The organism is Myxococcus vastator (assembly GCF_010894475.1).
Taxonomy (GTDB): domain Bacteria; phylum Myxococcota; class Myxococcia; order Myxococcales; family Myxococcaceae; genus Myxococcus; species Myxococcus vastator.
In genome coordinates this window covers 1-15881 of record NZ_JAAIYB010000171.1, presented here as the reverse complement: position 1 = coordinate 15881, position 15881 = coordinate 1, and the positions used below count along the sequence as shown (strand labels likewise).

Genomic DNA, 15881 nt, shown 5'->3' with positions numbered 1-15881 from the left:
CAGTCCCCACCGCGCCCAGCACGGCCGCCTCGCCCAGCACCAGCGCGAAGAGCTCGCGGCGGGTGATGCCCACCGCGCGCAGGCGGCCCAGGAGGCCGCGCCGCTGCACCACGGAGAACGTCATGGTGTTGTAGATGAGGAACATCCCCACCACGAGCGCCAGCAGCGACAGCGCGGTGAGGTTGGTGCGGAAGGCCCGCGTCATCTGCTCCACCGTGCCCGCCCGCGCGGCGGCGCGCACCAGCTCCAGGCCTTGTGGCAGCGTGGCCGCCAAGGCTCGTTCCTGCGCGTCGCCGCCGGTCAGCCGCAGGTCCACGCGCGTCAGCCGGCCGCTGTGCCCCAGCAGCTCCTGCGCGGTGGACACGTCGGTGAGCACCAGCGCCTCCAGGGCCCGCGCGGTGTCCTCGTCCGCGGGCTCCAGCAGGCCCACCACGCGCAGCGGCTTCTCCAGTCCTTCCAGGCGCACCGGCAGCGTGTCGCCAGTGGACAGGCCCAGGGCGCGCGCGGCGCGGGCGCTCAGCATCACCGCGCCCGGCTCGGTGAGCAGCGCGCTCACGTTGCCCACCGCCTCGCCCCGGGCGTAGTCGCGGAACGGCCCCTCCACGAAGGGGTCCACGCCCAGCACGGTGAGCGTGCGCTTGTCGCCCACCGCCGCCTGGACGTAGCCCTCCACCACGGGCGCGGCCACGGGGGCGCCGGGGCGCACGCGCAGCGCCTGGTACACCGCCTCCGGCACGCCCGTGGAGCCGCCCACGAGCTGGTGCGTGGCGCGTCCGGCCACCGCGTCCGTGGAGCGCTCGAAGGCGCGCAGGGCGCTGCCGCTGGCCAGGTCGATGGACACCACCACCGCCACGCCCAGCGCGATGCCCAGCAGCGACAGGGCCGTCAGCCACGGGTGGCGGCCCAGGTGGCGCAGGCTGGAGCGGACCAGCAGCCCCTTCACAGCGCCTCCTTCATCGCGTGGGTGGGCGTGTGCTCCACCTCCACCAGCCGGCCGCCTTCCATCGTCAGGACGCGGTGCGCGCGGGCCACCAGGCCGGGCTCGTGGGTGACGACGAGCGCGCAGGTGTTGCCCTTCCGGGTCAGCGCCTCCAGCAGGTCCAACACCTGCCGTCCCGTCGCCTCGTCGAGGTTGCCGGTGGGCTCGTCCGCCAGCAGCAGCGGCGGCTCATGCGCCAGCGCCCGGGCCACCGCGACGCGCTGCTGCTCGCCGCCGGACAGCCGGTCCGGAAAGCTGTTGGCGCGCGTGCCGAGCCCCACCTGTTCAAGCAGCGCCCGCGCCCGCGCGCTGGCCTCCGCGCCGCCATGGCCGTTGAGCTCCAGCGGCAGCCGCACGTTCTCCTCCACCGTCAGCGTGGGGAGCAGGTTGAAGGCCTGGAAGATGAAGCCGATGCGCTCGCGCCGCAGCAGCGTGCGCTCGCGCTCGTTCAGCCGTCCCAGGTCGCGGCCATCCACGCGGACCTCGCCCTGACTGGGCAGGTCGATGCCGCTGATGAGGTTGAGCAGCGTGGACTTGCCCGAGCCGCTGCGCCCCAGCAGCACCACGAACTCGCCTCGGCGCAGGGAGAGCCGCACGCCGGAGAGCACCTCGCGCGTGGTGTCGCCTTCGGCGTAGGCCTTCGTGACGTCGCGCAGTTCGACCAGGGGCTGGGAGTCGGGCGGAGACATGGGTGCTTCTCCATACACGGATGCCCTGTCCGTCGCTCGACCTTCGGCGCATGCCCGCACCCCGCTCAGGCGCCAGCGGCGGGCGACGCGCACTCCCACCACGAGGCGCTCCGCCGCTGCGCCAGGAAGTCGCCCACCTCCGCCGCCAGCAGGGGCCCCGCCGTGTCCCGGGGGATGACGTGAAACCCCTGCCGCAGGGACAGGACGCGCACCGACGGCGCCGCGGTGAGGCGCCGTGCGAGCCACCGCCCGCCCTCCGGGTCCACGACGTGGTCCTGCTCCGCCACCGCGACCAGGGTGGGGCAGCGCACGCGCGCCGCGTCCCGGATGCTCAGCGCCTGCAACGTGCACAAGTCCCGCAGCCGGGCCACGGGGAAGGCGGGCAGCACCGGCGCCTGGGCCAGCGCCTCCGGGTCCGAGATGTCCGTGCCCGTCTTCTCCACCCACGGGTGCGTCCACTCCAGGACGGGCGTGCGCACCAGCTGCCGGACCAGGAACATGCGCGGCCCCCGGAAGCGCACCGCGGGCGCCACCAGCGTCAGCGCGCGCACGTCCTCCGGATGCCGCGCGGCCAGCTCGAGCGCCAGCAGCGCGCCCATGGACAGGCCCGCCACGAACACACTCCGGTGGCCTTGGAGCGCGTGCAGGGCGTGCTCCGCCGCGGCCAGCCAGTCACGCCAGGTGACGTCGAGCAGGGCCCGCGGGGTGGTGCCATGGCCGGGCAGGCGCGGCGCCACCACGCGCAGTCCACGGGCCGCCAGGGCCTCGCCCAGGGGCCGTACGTCCCAGGGGCTCCCCGTGAAGCCGTGCAGGAGCAGGCACGCGTCCTCGCCCCGGCCCAGCTCGAAGGGCGCCGTCTTTCGCGGGTCCATGGGGGCGGCGTCTGGGAACGGGCTCACGCCGTGACACTGGCCACGCGCGAGCGCAGGCGCTATGCCCCCTGCCTCATGGCGGACACTCCGAAGCCCCCGGACATGCAGTTGCAGATTCAGTTGGACGATGACGTGGCCAATGGTCAGTACGTCAACATGGCCCTGGTGAACCACTCCGACACCGAGTTCACCCTGGACTTCATCTACGTCCAGCCCCAGCAGCCCAAGGCCCGGGTGCGCTCGCGCATCATCACCAACCCCAAGCACATGAAGCGCCTGGTGGCGGCCATGCAGGACAACATCCAGCGCTACGAGGCGAAGTTCGGCCCCATCGCGATTCCAGAGGAAGACGGCGGCATGCACTGAGCGCCGTTTTCGCGGGGAGGAACCCGCACGTCGCGTGTTTCCATGGGCGCTTCGCTGGCCTTCGGGCCCGGTGGCGCGCAAACTTGGGGCCATGGTGCTGAGACTCCTGGTCCCCTTGCTCGTATCGCTCTCCGCCTCTTCCGCCGCGGCTCAGTGCCTGGGGGATGGCGTGCAGCTCTTCCCCACACCGGGCTCCATCATCCCCACCAACTCCCGCTTCCTGCTGGAAGGCGTCGGAACCGCGCGCCCCCAGGTGGCCGCGCTGGTGGGGAAGAAGCTGCGGCTGGTGTCGGACAGCCACGTCGTCGAGGTCGCGGTGCGGCGCGGCTGGGAGAGCAGCCTGGGCCGCGTCACCGTCATCCTCAAGCCGGCCGGGGCCATGGAGGAGGACAAGCGCTACACGCTGCGCGTGGATGAGTCGCTGCCCAACGTGGCGCTCCTCAACGGCCGGGGCACCATGCTGCCCGAGTGGCGCACCGGCACGGGGCCGGACAAGCAGGCGCCGCGCTGGCTCAAGCGGCCCGCCGTCTCCGAGGGCTTCCTGCGCCGCACCGCGCAGGGCACCGCCCGCTTCGTGCGCCTCAACCTGTCGCTGAAGGAGTCCAGCCCGGCGTACCTGGTGGTGAAGCTGGAGCCGCGCCGCCCGGGCCCCAGCGTGCAGCAGTACGTGGTGCCGGTGAGCAACAACACCGCCTTCATCGGCCATGAGGCCTGCAGCGGCACCTTCGCCATGGAGGACGGCCGCAGCTACCGGGCCCGCATCCAGGCCTTCGACGCGGCGGGGCAGATGGCGCCGGCCGTCCCGCCCGTGGACTTCGAGGCCCCGGACGAATACTCGATGCAGCAGTAGCGCGCGGGAGTTCTCCCCGGGGCCGGGAAGTTGGTGTAGGCCTGACGCGGGCGCCCCTGCGCGCCGAGCCTTCGGGAGCGCGAATGACGACGGTGGACGTGGAGAGCCTCAAGGAACGGATGACGGGCTTCATCCGGTCGCTGCAGGACGACATCTGCGGCGCCCTGGAGCGGCTGGACGGCTCGGCGCGTTTCCGCGAGGACTCCTGGACCCGGCCGGGCGGGGGCGGTGGACGCAGCCGGGTGCTGGAGGACGGCGCCGTGCTGGAGAAGGCCGGCGTCAACACGTCCGTGGTGTACGGCGAGCTGGAGGAGCAGTTCGCGCAGAAGCTCCAGGGCGAGGGCCGCCACTTCTGGGCGGGCGGCATGTCCCTGGTGCTGCACCCGCGCAACCCGCATGTGCCCACCGTGCACGCCAACTACCGCTTCATCCACCAGGGCGGGAAGGCATGGTTCGGCGGCGGCGCGGACCTGACGCCCTACTACCTCTACGAAGAGGACGCGGCGCACTTCCACCGCGTGCACCAGGCCGCCTGTGACAAGCACGACGCGGGCTACTACCCGCGCTTCAAGGCCGCCTGTGACAAGTACTTCTACCTGCGTCACCGCGAGGAGACGCGCGGGGTGGGCGGCATCTTCTTCGAGAACATGGGCGGGGCGCTGGAGAAGGAGTTCGCCTTCATCCAGGACTGCGGCCGGGCCTTCCTGGACGCGTACCTGCCCATCGCCGAGCGGCGCAAGGACACGCCGGTGACGGAGGGGCAGCGCTTCTGGCAGGAGGTGCGGCGCGGGCGCTACGTGGAGTTCAACCTCGTCTATGACCGGGGCACCGTCTTCGGCCTGGAGACGCGCGGGCGCACCGAGTCCATCCTCATGTCCCTGCCGCCGCAGGTCCGCTGGCGCTACGATTATCACCCCGAGCCCGGCACCCCGGAGGCACGGCTGGTGGAGGTGCTGCGCCAGCCGCGTGACTGGGCGCAGGGAGGCTGAGCTCGCGATGTCCTGGGATTCACTACCGGTCCGAAAGCCGGCCCATCCGCTCCTCATCCTCGTCGCGCTCGTGGCGCTGGGGTACTCCTTGTTCGTGGCGAAGGGCTCGGGAGGGCGCCGCGCCGCGGGGGAGGCCTCGCCCAGTGACGCCGAGGCCCGCGTCAACGTGCTCGCCCTGTGTGACGCCGTCCAGGCCTACCGCGACGAGCACGGCGTCTACGTCACCGCGGGTCCCACGCCGAAGGAGCTTCCTCGCGGCGGCAAGGCCGTGCCCTTCCCCAAGGATGAAACCTTTCACCGGATGGGCTTCGAGCCCGACGGAGAGGTCCACTTCCAGTACCAGGTGGTGGTGCAGGAGAGCCCCGTGGGTGAGCCGGAGGTGTCCTGCCTCGCGCGGGGAGACTTCGACGGCGACGGGCTGAACTCCCTCTACCGCGTTCGTCTGGATGCCAACGGAATGACGACGCCCATCGAGGTGGAGCGCGAGGGCGAGTAGCCCACCGCGCAACCCGGCGCTTCCGCCCACCGAGAATCAACAGGCCGGGACCCCAAGCCAGCGTGAGGCATTGCCCATGTCCTCCTTCCGCATCCCCAACGTGATTGACCGCGCCCTCCGCTCACTGGAGAGAGGCGGCGGCTCGAGACGTCCCGACGGTCCGGGCGTGCAGGGGCCTCGGCCACAGGACTGGGGCCCACCGGCGCAGCCGCCCCGGCCGGGGGACAACTTCCGTCGTCCAGTGCCGCCGCCCCTGCACCCGCCCATGGGTGGCCAGGAGCGCGCGCCGGTGAAGTCGGTGGCGGAGCTGGTGCCGCCGGGTCTGGAGGACACGCCGGGCCAGGAGGCCTTGGGGCAGCGCTTCGGGGCGGACGCGGCGCTGCTGGCGTCGCACCTGTCGCCCCCGCAGGTGTCGGGCTCGGAGCGGGCCACGCGGCTGTGGGCGTTCTACACGGCCTACGCCACGGCGGCGGCGCGGCACCCGCCGGAGCCGGAGGCGCGCGCGGCCTTCCGCGAGGCGCTGGAGGGGCAGGGCTTCGCCGAGCTGCGGGACGCGCACACCGGCGAGGACGGCGTGACGCGGGGCCTGTGGGTGATGGAGGCCCGCACCCCCGCCGAGGCCCGGACGCGGGCCGCCGAGGTGCGGCTGGAGCCGCCTCCCGAGGTGCGCCACTCCGAGGAAGCAGCCCGGCCGGCCGAGCAGGCGCTTGTCCAGGCGGCCGGTACCCGCGCGGCTACGACCTTTCATGGCCCGGTCATGCCCGCCCTGCGGCGCGACGAGGCCGCTTCAGCGGAGGACGCGGGGCAAGACGGGGACGCCCGGCGCCGGCGCGGAACGAACGGACGGCTGGGCGCGCGGATGCTGTGGAACGTGCTGCACCGCTTCCGCTCGGGGCCGGACGACGGGGCGGTGGCGGAGGCGCAGTGGGACCGGGTGACCTTCGGCGCCCTGCTGGCGCTGCTGGCCATCGCGCTGGCCGTGGCGGCGCTCGTCAGCCTCTAGGCCCGGCGGCCCGGGGGCGGCGCCTTCGCCGGTGCGAATCTCCTTGGATTGTGTCCGCTTGTGCTAGGTTGCCGCACCCACTTGGCAACCGACGACCTCACTCTCGTCAAGCGCGTCCGGACCGGCGACCAGCGCGCTTTCAAACTCCTCGTCGAGCGTTACCAGCGCAAGGTGTACGCCGTCGCGCTGGGCATGCTGAAGGACAAGGAGGAAGCGATGGACGTCTCCCAGGAGGCGTTCGTCAAGGTCTACAAGTACCTGGACCACTTCAAGGGCGATTCGTCCTTCTACACCTGGCTCTACCGCATCACCGTCAACATCTGCATCGACGTCATCCGCAAGCGTGGCGGGGGCGGCGAGGCCGTGGAGTTCGACGAGAACCAGGCCATGGACCTGTCCGAGGCCCGCATCGGCGCCCTGGGCAGCCGGCTGGGCACCAATCCCCAGAAGAGCGCCTTGCGCCGCGAGCTGGCGGAGAAGATCCAGGAGGCCCTGGCCACGGTGCCGGAGAAGCACCGGGCCATCCTCCTGCTGCGGGAAATCGAGGGGATGTCCTACGACGACCTCGCCCGCACCCTGGACATTCCGAAGGGCACGGTGATGAGCCGGCTTTTCCATGCCCGGGCCAAGGTCCAGAAAATCCTCAGTGAATACCTGGAGTTGGACGAAGCGAAGAGCGGCGTGGGCAGTGAGTGAGCGGGCCTCGAATATCTGAGGGACCTGCCCGTCCCAATTTCCGCAGCCCCTTCCAGCGAGCAGGTGGAATCAATGGCCGGTAATCCCGCGTGTGAGCGTTTCGTCCCCATGCTGTCCCCGTACGTCGACGGAGAGCTGAGCTCCGGCGAGCGCGTCAACGTGGAGCGGCACCTGGCGGCCTGCCGGGACTGCACCGGACGGGCGGCGGACCTGCGCGCGGAGTCCGGCCTGCTGCGGGTGGGCCTGGACATGGCCGTGGACGACGTGGACTTCAAGGACTTCACCCAGCGCGTCATGGCGCGGGTGACGCCGGACAAGCCGCCCCTCATGGAGCGGCTGAGGCTGGCAGTGTCCGAAATGTTCCTCTACCAGCGCACCGCCATGATTTCGTCGCTGGCCACCGCGGCCGTGCTGGTACTGGTGGGCGTGCCCCTGCTGATGAGCGACCGGGCGCCGGTGGGGTACGCCTCCGAGCGCATGACGGTGAAGTCCATCCAGCCCTACCGCAACGCCGAGGTGGCGCCGGTGGTGATGGAGACGGACAATGGGGGCACCATCATCTGGCTGGTGGACGAGGACTCGGACGTCCTGTCTCCCGGCGCGGAGAAGGGTGAGCCGCAGGACCAGACGGGGGTCGGTCAGTCAGACGCAGGCGGGCGCAACGGCCCCGCGCGCCCGGCGCCCGACGCCCCCAGGCCGTCGGGAGGTTCCTTGTGAGAAGACACGTGTCGTCGGGCCGGATGCTGTGGGCGCTGCTGGGGCTGGGCCTGCTGGTGCCCATGGCCGCCAGCGCACAAGACGCGAAGGTCCAGGTCCAGGTCGAAGTGGTGCTCGCCTCGAAGAAGGGCACCGACGTCGACCCGCCCGAGCTGGAGAAGATGAAGGAGCAGTTCCAGAAGCAGAACTTCAGCTTCACCTCCTTCAAGCGCCTCTCCCAGGAGGTGCTGACGGTGAGCGCGAAGAGCGCCTCCGAGGTGAAGCTGCCCAACGGCGCCAACGCGACGCTGCAGCTGTCTGGCATCAAGGACGGCACGGCCACGGTGCGCGTGGCCATCCCCCGGCAGCCCACGCTGGACGTGGAGCTGGGCCGCCAGGGCGCCGTCTACCAGAAGGCCGGCAAGTACGTGGGCGGGGAGCTCATCCTCGTGCTCTCCCCTCCCGCGCGGTAGCTCCCCAGCGCCGCCTCAGGCGGCGCGGGCTTCCCCGTCCGCCTCCAGGACGATGACTTCCAGGTCCTCTTCCAGCTCCAGGGGGAGGACCTCCTCGGTGGCGGTGTGCGCCTGGAGGCCCGGTGCGGGGGCCTCGGCGTGCTCCCGCTCCAGGTTGACGCGCAGCCCGTCGAACATGGTGTCGAACGCCGCGTAGATGCGGTCCACCATGGCCAGGGCGTCCGCGCGCACCTGAGGGGACAGCTGCATGGCCTCCAGCTCCGCCGCCAGCTCCTGTTCGAACATGGCGTGCTGCGCTTCGGCCTGCATGTGGTGGTCGGAGAAGTACTTCAGCCTGTCGTCCGCGCCCTGCGCCGCGCTGATGATGGCGGTGCGGCTGAAGAAGACATGGCTGGTGGACTCCAGCGCCCATAGCAGGACGATGCGCAGCCGGTCATCCACCGGGCGGTACACCTCGCTGATGATGGCGTAGGCCGCGTCACGCGTCTTCACGTGCGCGCGGCCGTACATGCTGCCGATGCTGAGCGAGCCGCCGGTGAGCGCGCAGATGTCCTCCTCGAACCACTGGTCATGCCCGCCCTCCTCGGCGTGGTGCCGCGTGGCCAGCGCCTTGAAGTGCGCGTCCTGGATGAAGTGCGCGTTGAGGCGCAGCACGTCCTGGAACGTCATCACCCAGAACGTCAGCCGCGGCGCGAAGGCCATCACCTGCTCAATGGGGCGGTCCATCCGCATGTCGGAGAAGAAGGGGTGCGCTGCGAAGCGCGCCTCGCGCACGGCGATGTGTTGGAGCACTTCCTTCATGGTGGACCTCCCTGGGGTGGCTGCCTCTACCAATTGATGCTGTATGTGCAGGCGCTGTCGCCGCGTCGCCGGCAACTCTTGGCCTCATGTTCAATACGCACCCAAAGCGAATCCTTGGGGCGGAACCGGTCGCCAATGGCTTCGATGAGCCCCAGGTCCAAATCACACGGATAGGGGTTGTCACACACCATGCGCGCGTTTCGCCGGTCCACCGGCTCGAAGCGGTAGCCGCCAATGGTGCCCTTGCCGCGGTGGTTCATCCGGTACGCCAGGTCCACCGCGCGCAGGCCCTTCTCCAGCGTGTCGATGTCCGGCGGGAAGTGCGCGCTGTCCGGAATCTTCCGGCCAATGGTCCGCACCGTGCTGGGGCCAATCTTGTCGAACACCAGCTGGAAGGACTTCAGCAGCGCGGGCATGGGGTACCAGGCATCCGCCTTCAGCGGAGTGATGCCGTTCTCCGCCAGGATGCGCAGCGCGCGTGACTGGGCGAGCTCCATGCCGTTGACGATGGCGAGAATCGACTGTCCGACGACTTCGATGCCCTGGAACGACATGGGCTGAAGGGCCGGCGCGGTGGCGCTGGTGGGGGGCTTCAATTCCATACGGTTAACGCCCTCGTGAGGAGTGACACGTATTGAAGCGGCTTTTCCCGATATTTTCAAATAGACTCACATGTCTGTAATTTTCCGAAAGATTCGATATGGGATTCCCCGTGGCGCAAGAGCGACCCGCGCGGTCGGTATGAAGCCAGGTGACCTGGCCTTCGCTGTGAGTGAGCGTGAGGCCACGCGGCGCGCGGGAGCGGGCCTCCGTGGGCCGCATGGGGCGGGATGCCCCGGCGGGGCAACCTGCCCCGGCGCAGGTGCCCCAGCGGCCGGACGCCGCCTCCAGGCCCCCTGGAAGAACTTCCGTCGGAAGGCTGCGGGACAGGGCTGAAAAAAAGTCAGAAGTCCGGTCCCCGAGGCAGGGGTGCAAGCAGCCGGCCCTCGGAAAATCGCGGGGTTGTCGCTCGGCACGCCGGTTGCTGAAGGGAGCAGCACAAGCAAACCCTTCACCCTTGGAGACGAAATCATGGCGAAGACCCAGAAGCGTGGACAGGTCATCCGTCGTAAGGCCCAGCAGATGAAGGTGTCGACGGCGAGCGCGGTGAAGGGGGCTGGCCGGAGCGCCCGCCAGGTGCAGGTGACGCTGGGTGACCTCATCGCGGCGGCCTTCGACACGGTGGGCGGCGAGGTGAAGAAGGTGGCGCAGGTGATGTCCTCCAAGGACATGACGGTCGCCACGGGCAAGCACATCGTCTTCGTCGGCTGACACGCGCCAGTCCGGGGCGTGTGCGGTGCAGGAGGGCCTGGCGGTGGCGCCAGGTGAGGGCGGCCGAGGCGGGGACGGGAAGGGACGCACCTGTGAGACGCATCATCAGTCCCGGACGGAATTGCTGGACGGTGGAGGAGGCAAGCGACGCGGGCGTGCTGGTGGACGCGCGCGACTACTACCGGGAGCTGTACCGGGCCGCGCAGAAGGCCCGTCATTCCATCGCGATTACCGGCTGGCAGTTCGACAGCGACGTGGCGCTGCTGCGAGGCGAGGACCTCCGCGAGGCGCGCGGCGAGTCAAGGCTGCTGCCGATGCTGGACGAGCTGTGCCGGGCCAACCCGGAGCTGCGCGTCTACGTGCTGGCGTGGGACTTCAGCCTGCTGCTCGCCATGGAGCGCGAGTGGATGCAGCGGCTCATCTTCAATTGGACGGCGAACGGGCAGGTGTGCTTCCGCTTCGATGCCTCCAGCCCGTTGTATGGCGCGCATCACCAGAAGCTGGTCGTCATCGACGGCGCGGTGGCCTTCGCCGGCGGCATGGATGTCTGTGATTGCCGGTGGGATGACCGGGACCACGCGGTGCGCTCGGAGCTGCGCTGTGACAGTGGGAGGGACCCGCACGGCCCCTACCATGACGTGCAGTCCGTGCTGACGGGGCCGGTGGTGGACCGCCTGGCGGAGCTGTTCGAGGCGCGCTGGGCGCACTCGGGCGGCGGGGAGCTGCGGCTGCCCAGGGTGTCGCGGGATGACGTGGACTTCACGCCGAGCCTGCCGGCGCCTCCGGGGCCGGTGGCCATCAGCCGCACCTTCGGCAAGACGCTCCTGCCGCCGCAGCCCGCGGTGCAGGAGGTGGCCGCGCTGTACCTGGACGCCATCGATTCAGCCGAGCGCTTCATCTACATCGAAAACCAGTACTTCTCCTCGCGGGCCATCTTCCAGGCGCTGGTGAAGCGCATGCGGTCCCCCGGGCGGGGACGGCTGCAGGTGGTCCTGGTGCTGCCGCAGCAGCCGGAGGCGCTGCGTGAGCAGCTGGCCATGGGCATTGCCCAGGTGCGGCTGCTGCGCGCGCTGGAGCGCGTGGCGCACGAGACGGGACATGCCTTTGGCGTGTACTGCTCCGCGGGGCACGACGCGCGCACCGGCGCGGACATCTACACGTACATCCATTCGAAGGTGATGGTGGTGGATGACCGCTTCCTCACGCTGGGCTCGGCGAACACCACCAACCGCAGCCTCGGGTTGGATTCGGAGCTGAACCTGAGCTGGGAGGCGGAGGCGCCGAACGACGCGACGATGCGCGCCATCCGCCGCATCCGGGTGTCGCTGATGGCCGAGCACGCGGGGCTGGAGGGCCTGGCGGCCCTGCGGCTGCTGACGGCCGCGGACAGCGGACTGGTGGAGTGGCTGGACGACGTGGCCGTCATGGGGCTGCAGCGTCTGCGCGTCCACCCGATGTCGACGGTGTTCGACCAGAGCCCGCTGCTCAAGTCGCTGGAGCCGGAGGAGCTCATCATCGACCCGGAGGCGTCGGTGCTGGACGAGTCCCTCTTCGAGGCGCTCCACCGCGCCGAGGACGGGCTGTTCGCCTCCGGGGTCCGCCTGCTGTCGCGCTGGCTGGTGGGCACGGGCACCGAGCGTCCGCACCGCGCCATCCTTCCCTGCGCGCAGGACGAAGGGTAGCCGCGCGCGGAGGCGGCGAGCCGCCAGGGCCCTGCCCGCCCGCCTGCCTTGGGACGGGCCCGGAGGCACGGGCATGGCCGGCGGGTTGTTCCTGCCGCGCGGGACGCCACCTTGTCGAGAGCACAACTTCTCTCACGCAAGGGGGATTCACCATGAAGCTTCCTCTCATGGCCGCGGTGGCGGCGCTGGCTTTCTGGGGTTGTTCGAGCAACTCGGCGAACACGCGCGCGGATGACAGCGGCATCGGTGGTTCGGGCGCGGAGACGACGGCGCCCGAGTCCGTGGACACGTCTTCTGAATGGGATGACCGCAGCGCCGGTGAGGCCGCGGACGTGACGGAGAACGAGCGCCGCGACCGGATGGACGCGCCCACCGTCTACGACGGCGAGGCCACCGGTGGCAGTGGCCCCGGCATGGGCGCGGGCTCTTCGGTGACGACGCCGGAGGGCGAGAAGTACGACGTGCAGGACGGCCCGCTCCTGGGCGGCCAGCGGAGTGAAGAGGCCCGTGAGGAGGGCGTGGGCGGCTCCGGCAAGTCCGACGTGGAGGAGCTCGACGCCAGCGACGTCGAGACGCAGGAAGTGGAGCTCGACGAGGTCGAGGTCGACGGCAACCGTTAGCGCGGCGGCGTGGAGGCCGCGCGTCTCCCGCTGACGCCAGGCGGGGGCGCGTGTGCCGACGGTCCGCAGTGTCACCCACACGCGGATGCAGTCACCTGCTTCGTCTCGTGCCATGGACAGGTAGAGTCGGGGGACGATGACTGGCGCCCCCCTCTTCGCTCTGCTCGCCCTGGTGTCCACGCAGTACGACGGCAGCTCCACCGTGGAGGAGGTGTCTTCGGAAGAGGAGGTCTCCTCGACCTCGCGGGGGGAAGGTGCCCCCGTCTCCGCCGCGCGGCTGGATGAGCCCGCGCCTCCGGGCAGCTCCCACCCGGGCGGCGTGGGCTTCGGCTTCAGCGGACAGTTGGAGGTCGGTGGCCTGAGCCTTCCATCGGGGCCTCGCGGCGGGGGGCAGGACTTCTTCGCGCGCATCTACCCCTCGCTGGGGCTGACGCACGGGGAGACCTTCGTGCTGCGGCTGGGGGCGAACCTGCGGCTGCGCGTGGTGGACGAAGCGCCCACGGCCGAGGCGGACTACAGCGGCGGCCTGCGCCGTGAGGACTGGGACGAGCTGAGTGACTTCGGGCAGGTGGTGCGCATGCTGCGCATTGGCCAGGAGGGCCGCCCCGTCTTCCTGCGCGTCGAGCCCTTCTCCGAAGAGACGCTGGGCCGCGGCTATCTCGTGGGCCGCTACAGCAACACGCTGGCGCCGGACTACCACCCCGCGGGTGGCTCGCTCACCTTCGTGAAGGGCGCGGTCCGCGCGGAGCTTCTGGCCAGTGACGTGCTCGCCGCCCGCATCTTCGCGGGCGAGGCGCTGCTGGACATCGGCCGCATGGCCAGTGACGACGCGCAGCGCTTCGACCGCTACCTCATCCGGCTGTCCGCCGCGCATGACGCGGGCCGCGCGGGTGGCACGACACCCGACCTCACCCTGGCCTCCGTGGGGGGCGACATCGCCCTGTACAAGGGCGAGCGGCTGCGCGCGTGGGCCCTGCTGGGCGGCGGCGCGCGCTTCACGCAGGCCTACACGCCCGCCTTCGGCGGATTGCTGGGCGTGGCCTTGGAAGGGCAGCTGGCCAGTGGCACGCAGGTGAGCGTGACGGTCCAGGGCCGCAAGCAGGGGGGCCGCTTCCGCTTCGGCATGTTCGGCCCTGACTACGAGCTGGGCCGCTTCTCCGGCGTCGGTCTGTCGGAGACGCCCATCGCGGAAGAGGTGCTGCCGTCGGGCTTCGCCGGCTACGCGGAGCTGAGCGTCGCGAAGGGGAACCCCAACGAGCTGCTCCTGCTGGGCAGCGTGGCGGCGCAGTACTTCGGCTTCGGCAGGACGGACGCGGACGTGTCCGCTGGCTTCGAGCTGCCGGGCGGCAGGACGCGAGCGCTGGCGCGCGTGGTGCTGACCGGACTGGGAGACCGGCCGCGTTACTCGGCGGGGGTGGAGCTGCGCCAGCGCATCCTCAACCACTTCTATGCCTGGGGCTCCGGAGGAACCGTTCATTTCCCACAGCCGGACGGCACGCTCGTGCGAGGTGTCACCGCGGGCGCCGGCGTCGGCGTGGACTTCCAGCGCTGAGCGGCGGTGACTCGAGCGGCGGACGGGCCTTGCTGGGCCCGCCGCCGCTGTCTCTTCGTCCGGCTTGACTACGGCTGTAGTCAGCCGTACCTTCTTCGTGACTACAGTTGTCGTCACGGGAAGGTCCATGAAGAAGCCGGTGGGAGAGCAGGAGCTGTTGGTGCTGCGGTACGTGGCCGAACACGGCCCGGCGACCGTGGGCGAAGTGGCCGAGCGCTTCGGCGAGGCGCAGGGGCTGGCGCGCTCCACCATCCTCACCGTCATGGAGCGGCTGCGGCTCAAGGGCTACCTGACGCGGCGCAAGGTGGAGGGCGTGTTCCAGTACGCCTCACCCGTGCCGGCGTCGGAGCTGCTGCGGGACGTGGTGGGGGACTTCGTGCAGCGCTCGCTGTCGGGCTCGCTGTCGCCGTTCGCCGCGTACCTGTCCGAGGCCAAGGACGTGTCCGACGAGGACCTGGCGCAGCTCCAGGACGTCGTGGCGCGGCTGCGCTCGAAGAAGCGGAAGGGATAGGGACATGGGCACGGACTGGCTGTCGCACGCAGGGGCGTGGGCGTCGTCGGGGCTGTGGCGGGCGTCGTGGCAGGGGGCGCTCTGCGCCGTGCTGGTGTGGGCGGTGGCGAGGGCGTGGCCGAGGCTGCCGGCGTCGCTGCGCGCGGGGCTCTGGTGGCTGGTGGCGCTGAAGTTCGTGGTGGCGCTGGGGTGGCTGCCTTCCCTCGCGTTGCCGGTGCTGCCCGCGCAGGTGGCTGCTGGCGGGGCGCGGGTGGAGGCCTGGTGGAGCGGGGCCTCCGCGCGGGAGACGGTGTCGCGTGTCTTGGCGCCTGGGGCGGTGGACGCTCAGGGGCAGGTGACCGTGGAGGGCGCGGCCGTGCACGGGCCCGTGCTTTCTCCGCGGAGGGATGGCTCATCGTGGGAGCGCACGACCTTCGCGACGCCTGGGGCGGAGGCCGCGCAAAGTGGCGTCATCCGGGAGCTTCCGACCGGTGCTGTTGATGCGGCCATGGTGGCCGAGTCTGGTGGTCCCTTCCCGTGGCGCCGCGCCGCCGTGGGGGGCCTCCTGGTCCTGTGGGGCGCTGGCGTGCTGTGGCAGGTGTATGGCCAGGTGAAGGGCGGGCTCGCGGTGCGTCGCCTGCGTCAGTCCGCGCGCCCGTTGGTTCACCCCGGGCTGGAGGCGGAGGTGCGGGAGCTGTCCACGGCCGCGGGGCTGCGGCGCGTGCCGGGGCTCCTGGTCTCCGAATCGGTGGCCAGCCCGCTGGCCACGGGACTGCTGTCTCCCGTGGTGGTGCTGCCCGAGAAGGCGGTGCGACGGTTGCCCGTGGCCGCCCTGCGCATGGCGCTGGCGCACGAGCTGGCGCACCTGCGGCGCGGTGACTTGTGGCTCGGCTGGGTGCCCGCGCTGGCGGAGTCGCTCTTCTTCTTCCATCCGCTCGCGCGGTTGGCGGCTCGCGAGTACGCGCTGGCCCGTGAGGAGGCGTGTGACGCCGAGGCCATCCGGCTCACGGATGCGGAGCTCGCGGACTACGGCGAGCTGATTCTCGCCTTTGGAATCGCCAGGACTCCCGGCACCGCCGCTGCGCTGGGTGCGTCCTCTCACGTTGATGCGTTGCATAGGAGGTTGAGCATGCTGGAGCACATCGATGCCGTTTCCCCTCGAATCCGGCGCCTGTTGAAGGTGGCGCTCTCCGCCATGGGCGTCGCCGCGCTGGTGCCCTTCCAGGTCGTTGCACGGGAAGCGGGGGGGACACCTCGCCTGGCGCCCGAGTCGGCGGCGTCAGGGCAGCGCGGCGCCGCGTCGCCCGGCCCCGCCG

At 70.9% G+C, this 15881-nt stretch carries 19 protein-coding genes; 14 read left to right on the top strand and 5 right to left on the bottom strand.

Features of this window, described 5'->3' with window-relative positions:
- The 3 genes from G4D87_RS18325 to G4D87_RS18315 form a co-directional block, all read right to left on the bottom strand.
- Window positions 1–943 (bottom strand): ABC transporter permease (locus G4D87_RS18325; RefSeq protein ID WP_205507632.1); only part of this gene is annotated, 943 nt, incomplete at its 3' end.
- Window positions 940–1668: an ABC transporter ATP-binding protein gene (locus tag G4D87_RS18320; RefSeq protein ID WP_163783352.1), complete on the bottom strand. Its 729-nt coding sequence runs from the start codon at window positions 1666–1668 to the stop codon at window positions 940–942. The genes G4D87_RS18320 and G4D87_RS18325, both read right to left, overlap by 4 nt.
- A 65-nt stretch (window positions 1669–1733) precedes the next feature.
- On the bottom strand, window positions 1734–2540 hold the full coding sequence (locus G4D87_RS18315) for an alpha/beta hydrolase (protein ID WP_163783351.1): 807 nt from the start codon (window positions 2538–2540) through the stop codon (window positions 1734–1736).
- Window positions 2541–2615: 75 nt separating this feature from the next.
- Between G4D87_RS18315 and G4D87_RS18310 the strand changes: the two genes are divergently transcribed.
- The 8 genes from G4D87_RS18310 (at window position 2616) to G4D87_RS18275 (ending at window position 8109) form a co-directional block, all read left to right on the top strand.
- Window positions 2616–2906, top strand: coding sequence for a DUF3467 domain-containing protein (locus G4D87_RS18310; RefSeq protein ID WP_163783350.1), 291 nt, complete (start codon window positions 2616–2618; stop codon window positions 2904–2906).
- A gap of 91 nt (window positions 2907–2997) precedes the next feature.
- Window positions 2998–3756, top strand: a complete 759-nt coding sequence (locus G4D87_RS18305; RefSeq protein WP_163783349.1) for a hypothetical protein — start codon at window positions 2998–3000, stop codon at window positions 3754–3756.
- 83 nt (window positions 3757–3839) lie between these two features.
- Window positions 3840–4745, top strand: coding sequence for an oxygen-dependent coproporphyrinogen oxidase (gene hemF, locus G4D87_RS18300; RefSeq protein ID WP_163783348.1), 906 nt, complete (start codon window positions 3840–3842; stop codon window positions 4743–4745).
- Window positions 4746–4752: 7 nt separating this feature from the next.
- Window positions 4753–5241, top strand: a complete 489-nt coding sequence (locus G4D87_RS18295; RefSeq protein ID WP_163783347.1) for a hypothetical protein — start codon at window positions 4753–4755, stop codon at window positions 5239–5241.
- 70 nt (window positions 5242–5311) lie between these two features.
- Complete coding sequence (locus tag G4D87_RS18290) at window positions 5312–6244, top strand: Immediate early protein ICP0 (RefSeq protein ID WP_163783346.1); 933 nt, start codon at window positions 5312–5314, stop codon at window positions 6242–6244.
- A gap of 81 nt (window positions 6245–6325) precedes the next feature.
- The gene (locus tag G4D87_RS18285) at window positions 6326–6940 is read left to right on the top strand and encodes an RNA polymerase sigma factor (RefSeq protein ID WP_176415601.1); all 615 of its coding nucleotides are present in this window, start codon (window positions 6326–6328) and stop codon (window positions 6938–6940) included.
- Window positions 6941–7012: 72 nt separating this feature from the next.
- Window positions 7013–7657: an anti-sigma factor family protein gene (locus G4D87_RS18280; RefSeq protein ID WP_163783344.1), complete on the top strand. Its 645-nt coding sequence runs from the start codon at window positions 7013–7015 to the stop codon at window positions 7655–7657.
- On the top strand, window positions 7654–8109 hold the full coding sequence (locus tag G4D87_RS18275; RefSeq protein ID WP_371928558.1) for a hypothetical protein: 456 nt from the start codon (window positions 7654–7656) through the stop codon (window positions 8107–8109). Before G4D87_RS18280 ends, G4D87_RS18275 begins: the two co-directional genes overlap by 4 nt.
- 15 nt (window positions 8110–8124) lie before the next feature.
- Here G4D87_RS18275 and G4D87_RS18270 read toward each other — a convergent pair whose 3' ends face one another.
- Together G4D87_RS18270 and G4D87_RS18265 are read right to left on the bottom strand one after the other, a co-directional pair.
- Window positions 8125–8910, bottom strand: coding sequence for a hypothetical protein (locus G4D87_RS18270; protein ID WP_240358384.1), 786 nt, complete (start codon window positions 8908–8910; stop codon window positions 8125–8127).
- Window positions 8911–8936: 26 nt separating this feature from the next.
- A complete protein-coding gene (locus G4D87_RS18265; RefSeq protein ID WP_163783342.1) occupies window positions 8937–9512 on the bottom strand; it encodes a hypothetical protein in 576 nt (191 codons plus the stop codon).
- Between the two features lie 469 nt (window positions 9513–9981).
- Here G4D87_RS18265 and G4D87_RS18260 point away from each other — a divergent pair, with 469 nt between their 5' ends.
- The 6 genes from G4D87_RS18260 to G4D87_RS39460 all read left to right on the top strand — a co-directional run.
- Complete coding sequence (locus G4D87_RS18260) at window positions 9982–10221, top strand: chaperonin (RefSeq protein WP_176412007.1); 240 nt, start codon at window positions 9982–9984, stop codon at window positions 10219–10221.
- 131 nt (window positions 10222–10352) lie between these two features.
- Window positions 10353–11903 carry a phospholipase D-like domain-containing protein gene (locus G4D87_RS18255; protein WP_240358383.1) on the top strand — a complete coding sequence of 517 codons (1551 nt, stop codon included), beginning with the start codon at window positions 10353–10355 and terminating at the stop codon, window positions 11901–11903.
- Window positions 11904–12055: 152 nt separating this feature from the next.
- Window positions 12056–12523 (top strand): hypothetical protein, encoded by a 468-nt coding sequence (locus tag G4D87_RS18250; RefSeq protein ID WP_163783340.1) that lies wholly within the window; start codon window positions 12056–12058, stop codon window positions 12521–12523.
- A gap of 136 nt (window positions 12524–12659) precedes the next feature.
- On the top strand, window positions 12660–14075 hold the full coding sequence (locus tag G4D87_RS18245; RefSeq protein WP_163783339.1) for a hypothetical protein: 1416 nt from the start codon (window positions 12660–12662) through the stop codon (window positions 14073–14075).
- A gap of 127 nt (window positions 14076–14202) precedes the next feature.
- Complete coding sequence (locus tag G4D87_RS18240; RefSeq protein ID WP_163783338.1) at window positions 14203–14586, top strand: BlaI/MecI/CopY family transcriptional regulator; 384 nt, start codon at window positions 14203–14205, stop codon at window positions 14584–14586.
- A 4-nt stretch (window positions 14587–14590) separates the two neighbouring features.
- Window positions 14591–15881, top strand: a 1291-nt coding sequence (locus G4D87_RS39460) for a M56 family metallopeptidase (RefSeq protein ID WP_240358382.1), incomplete at its 3' end; no start/stop codon positions are given.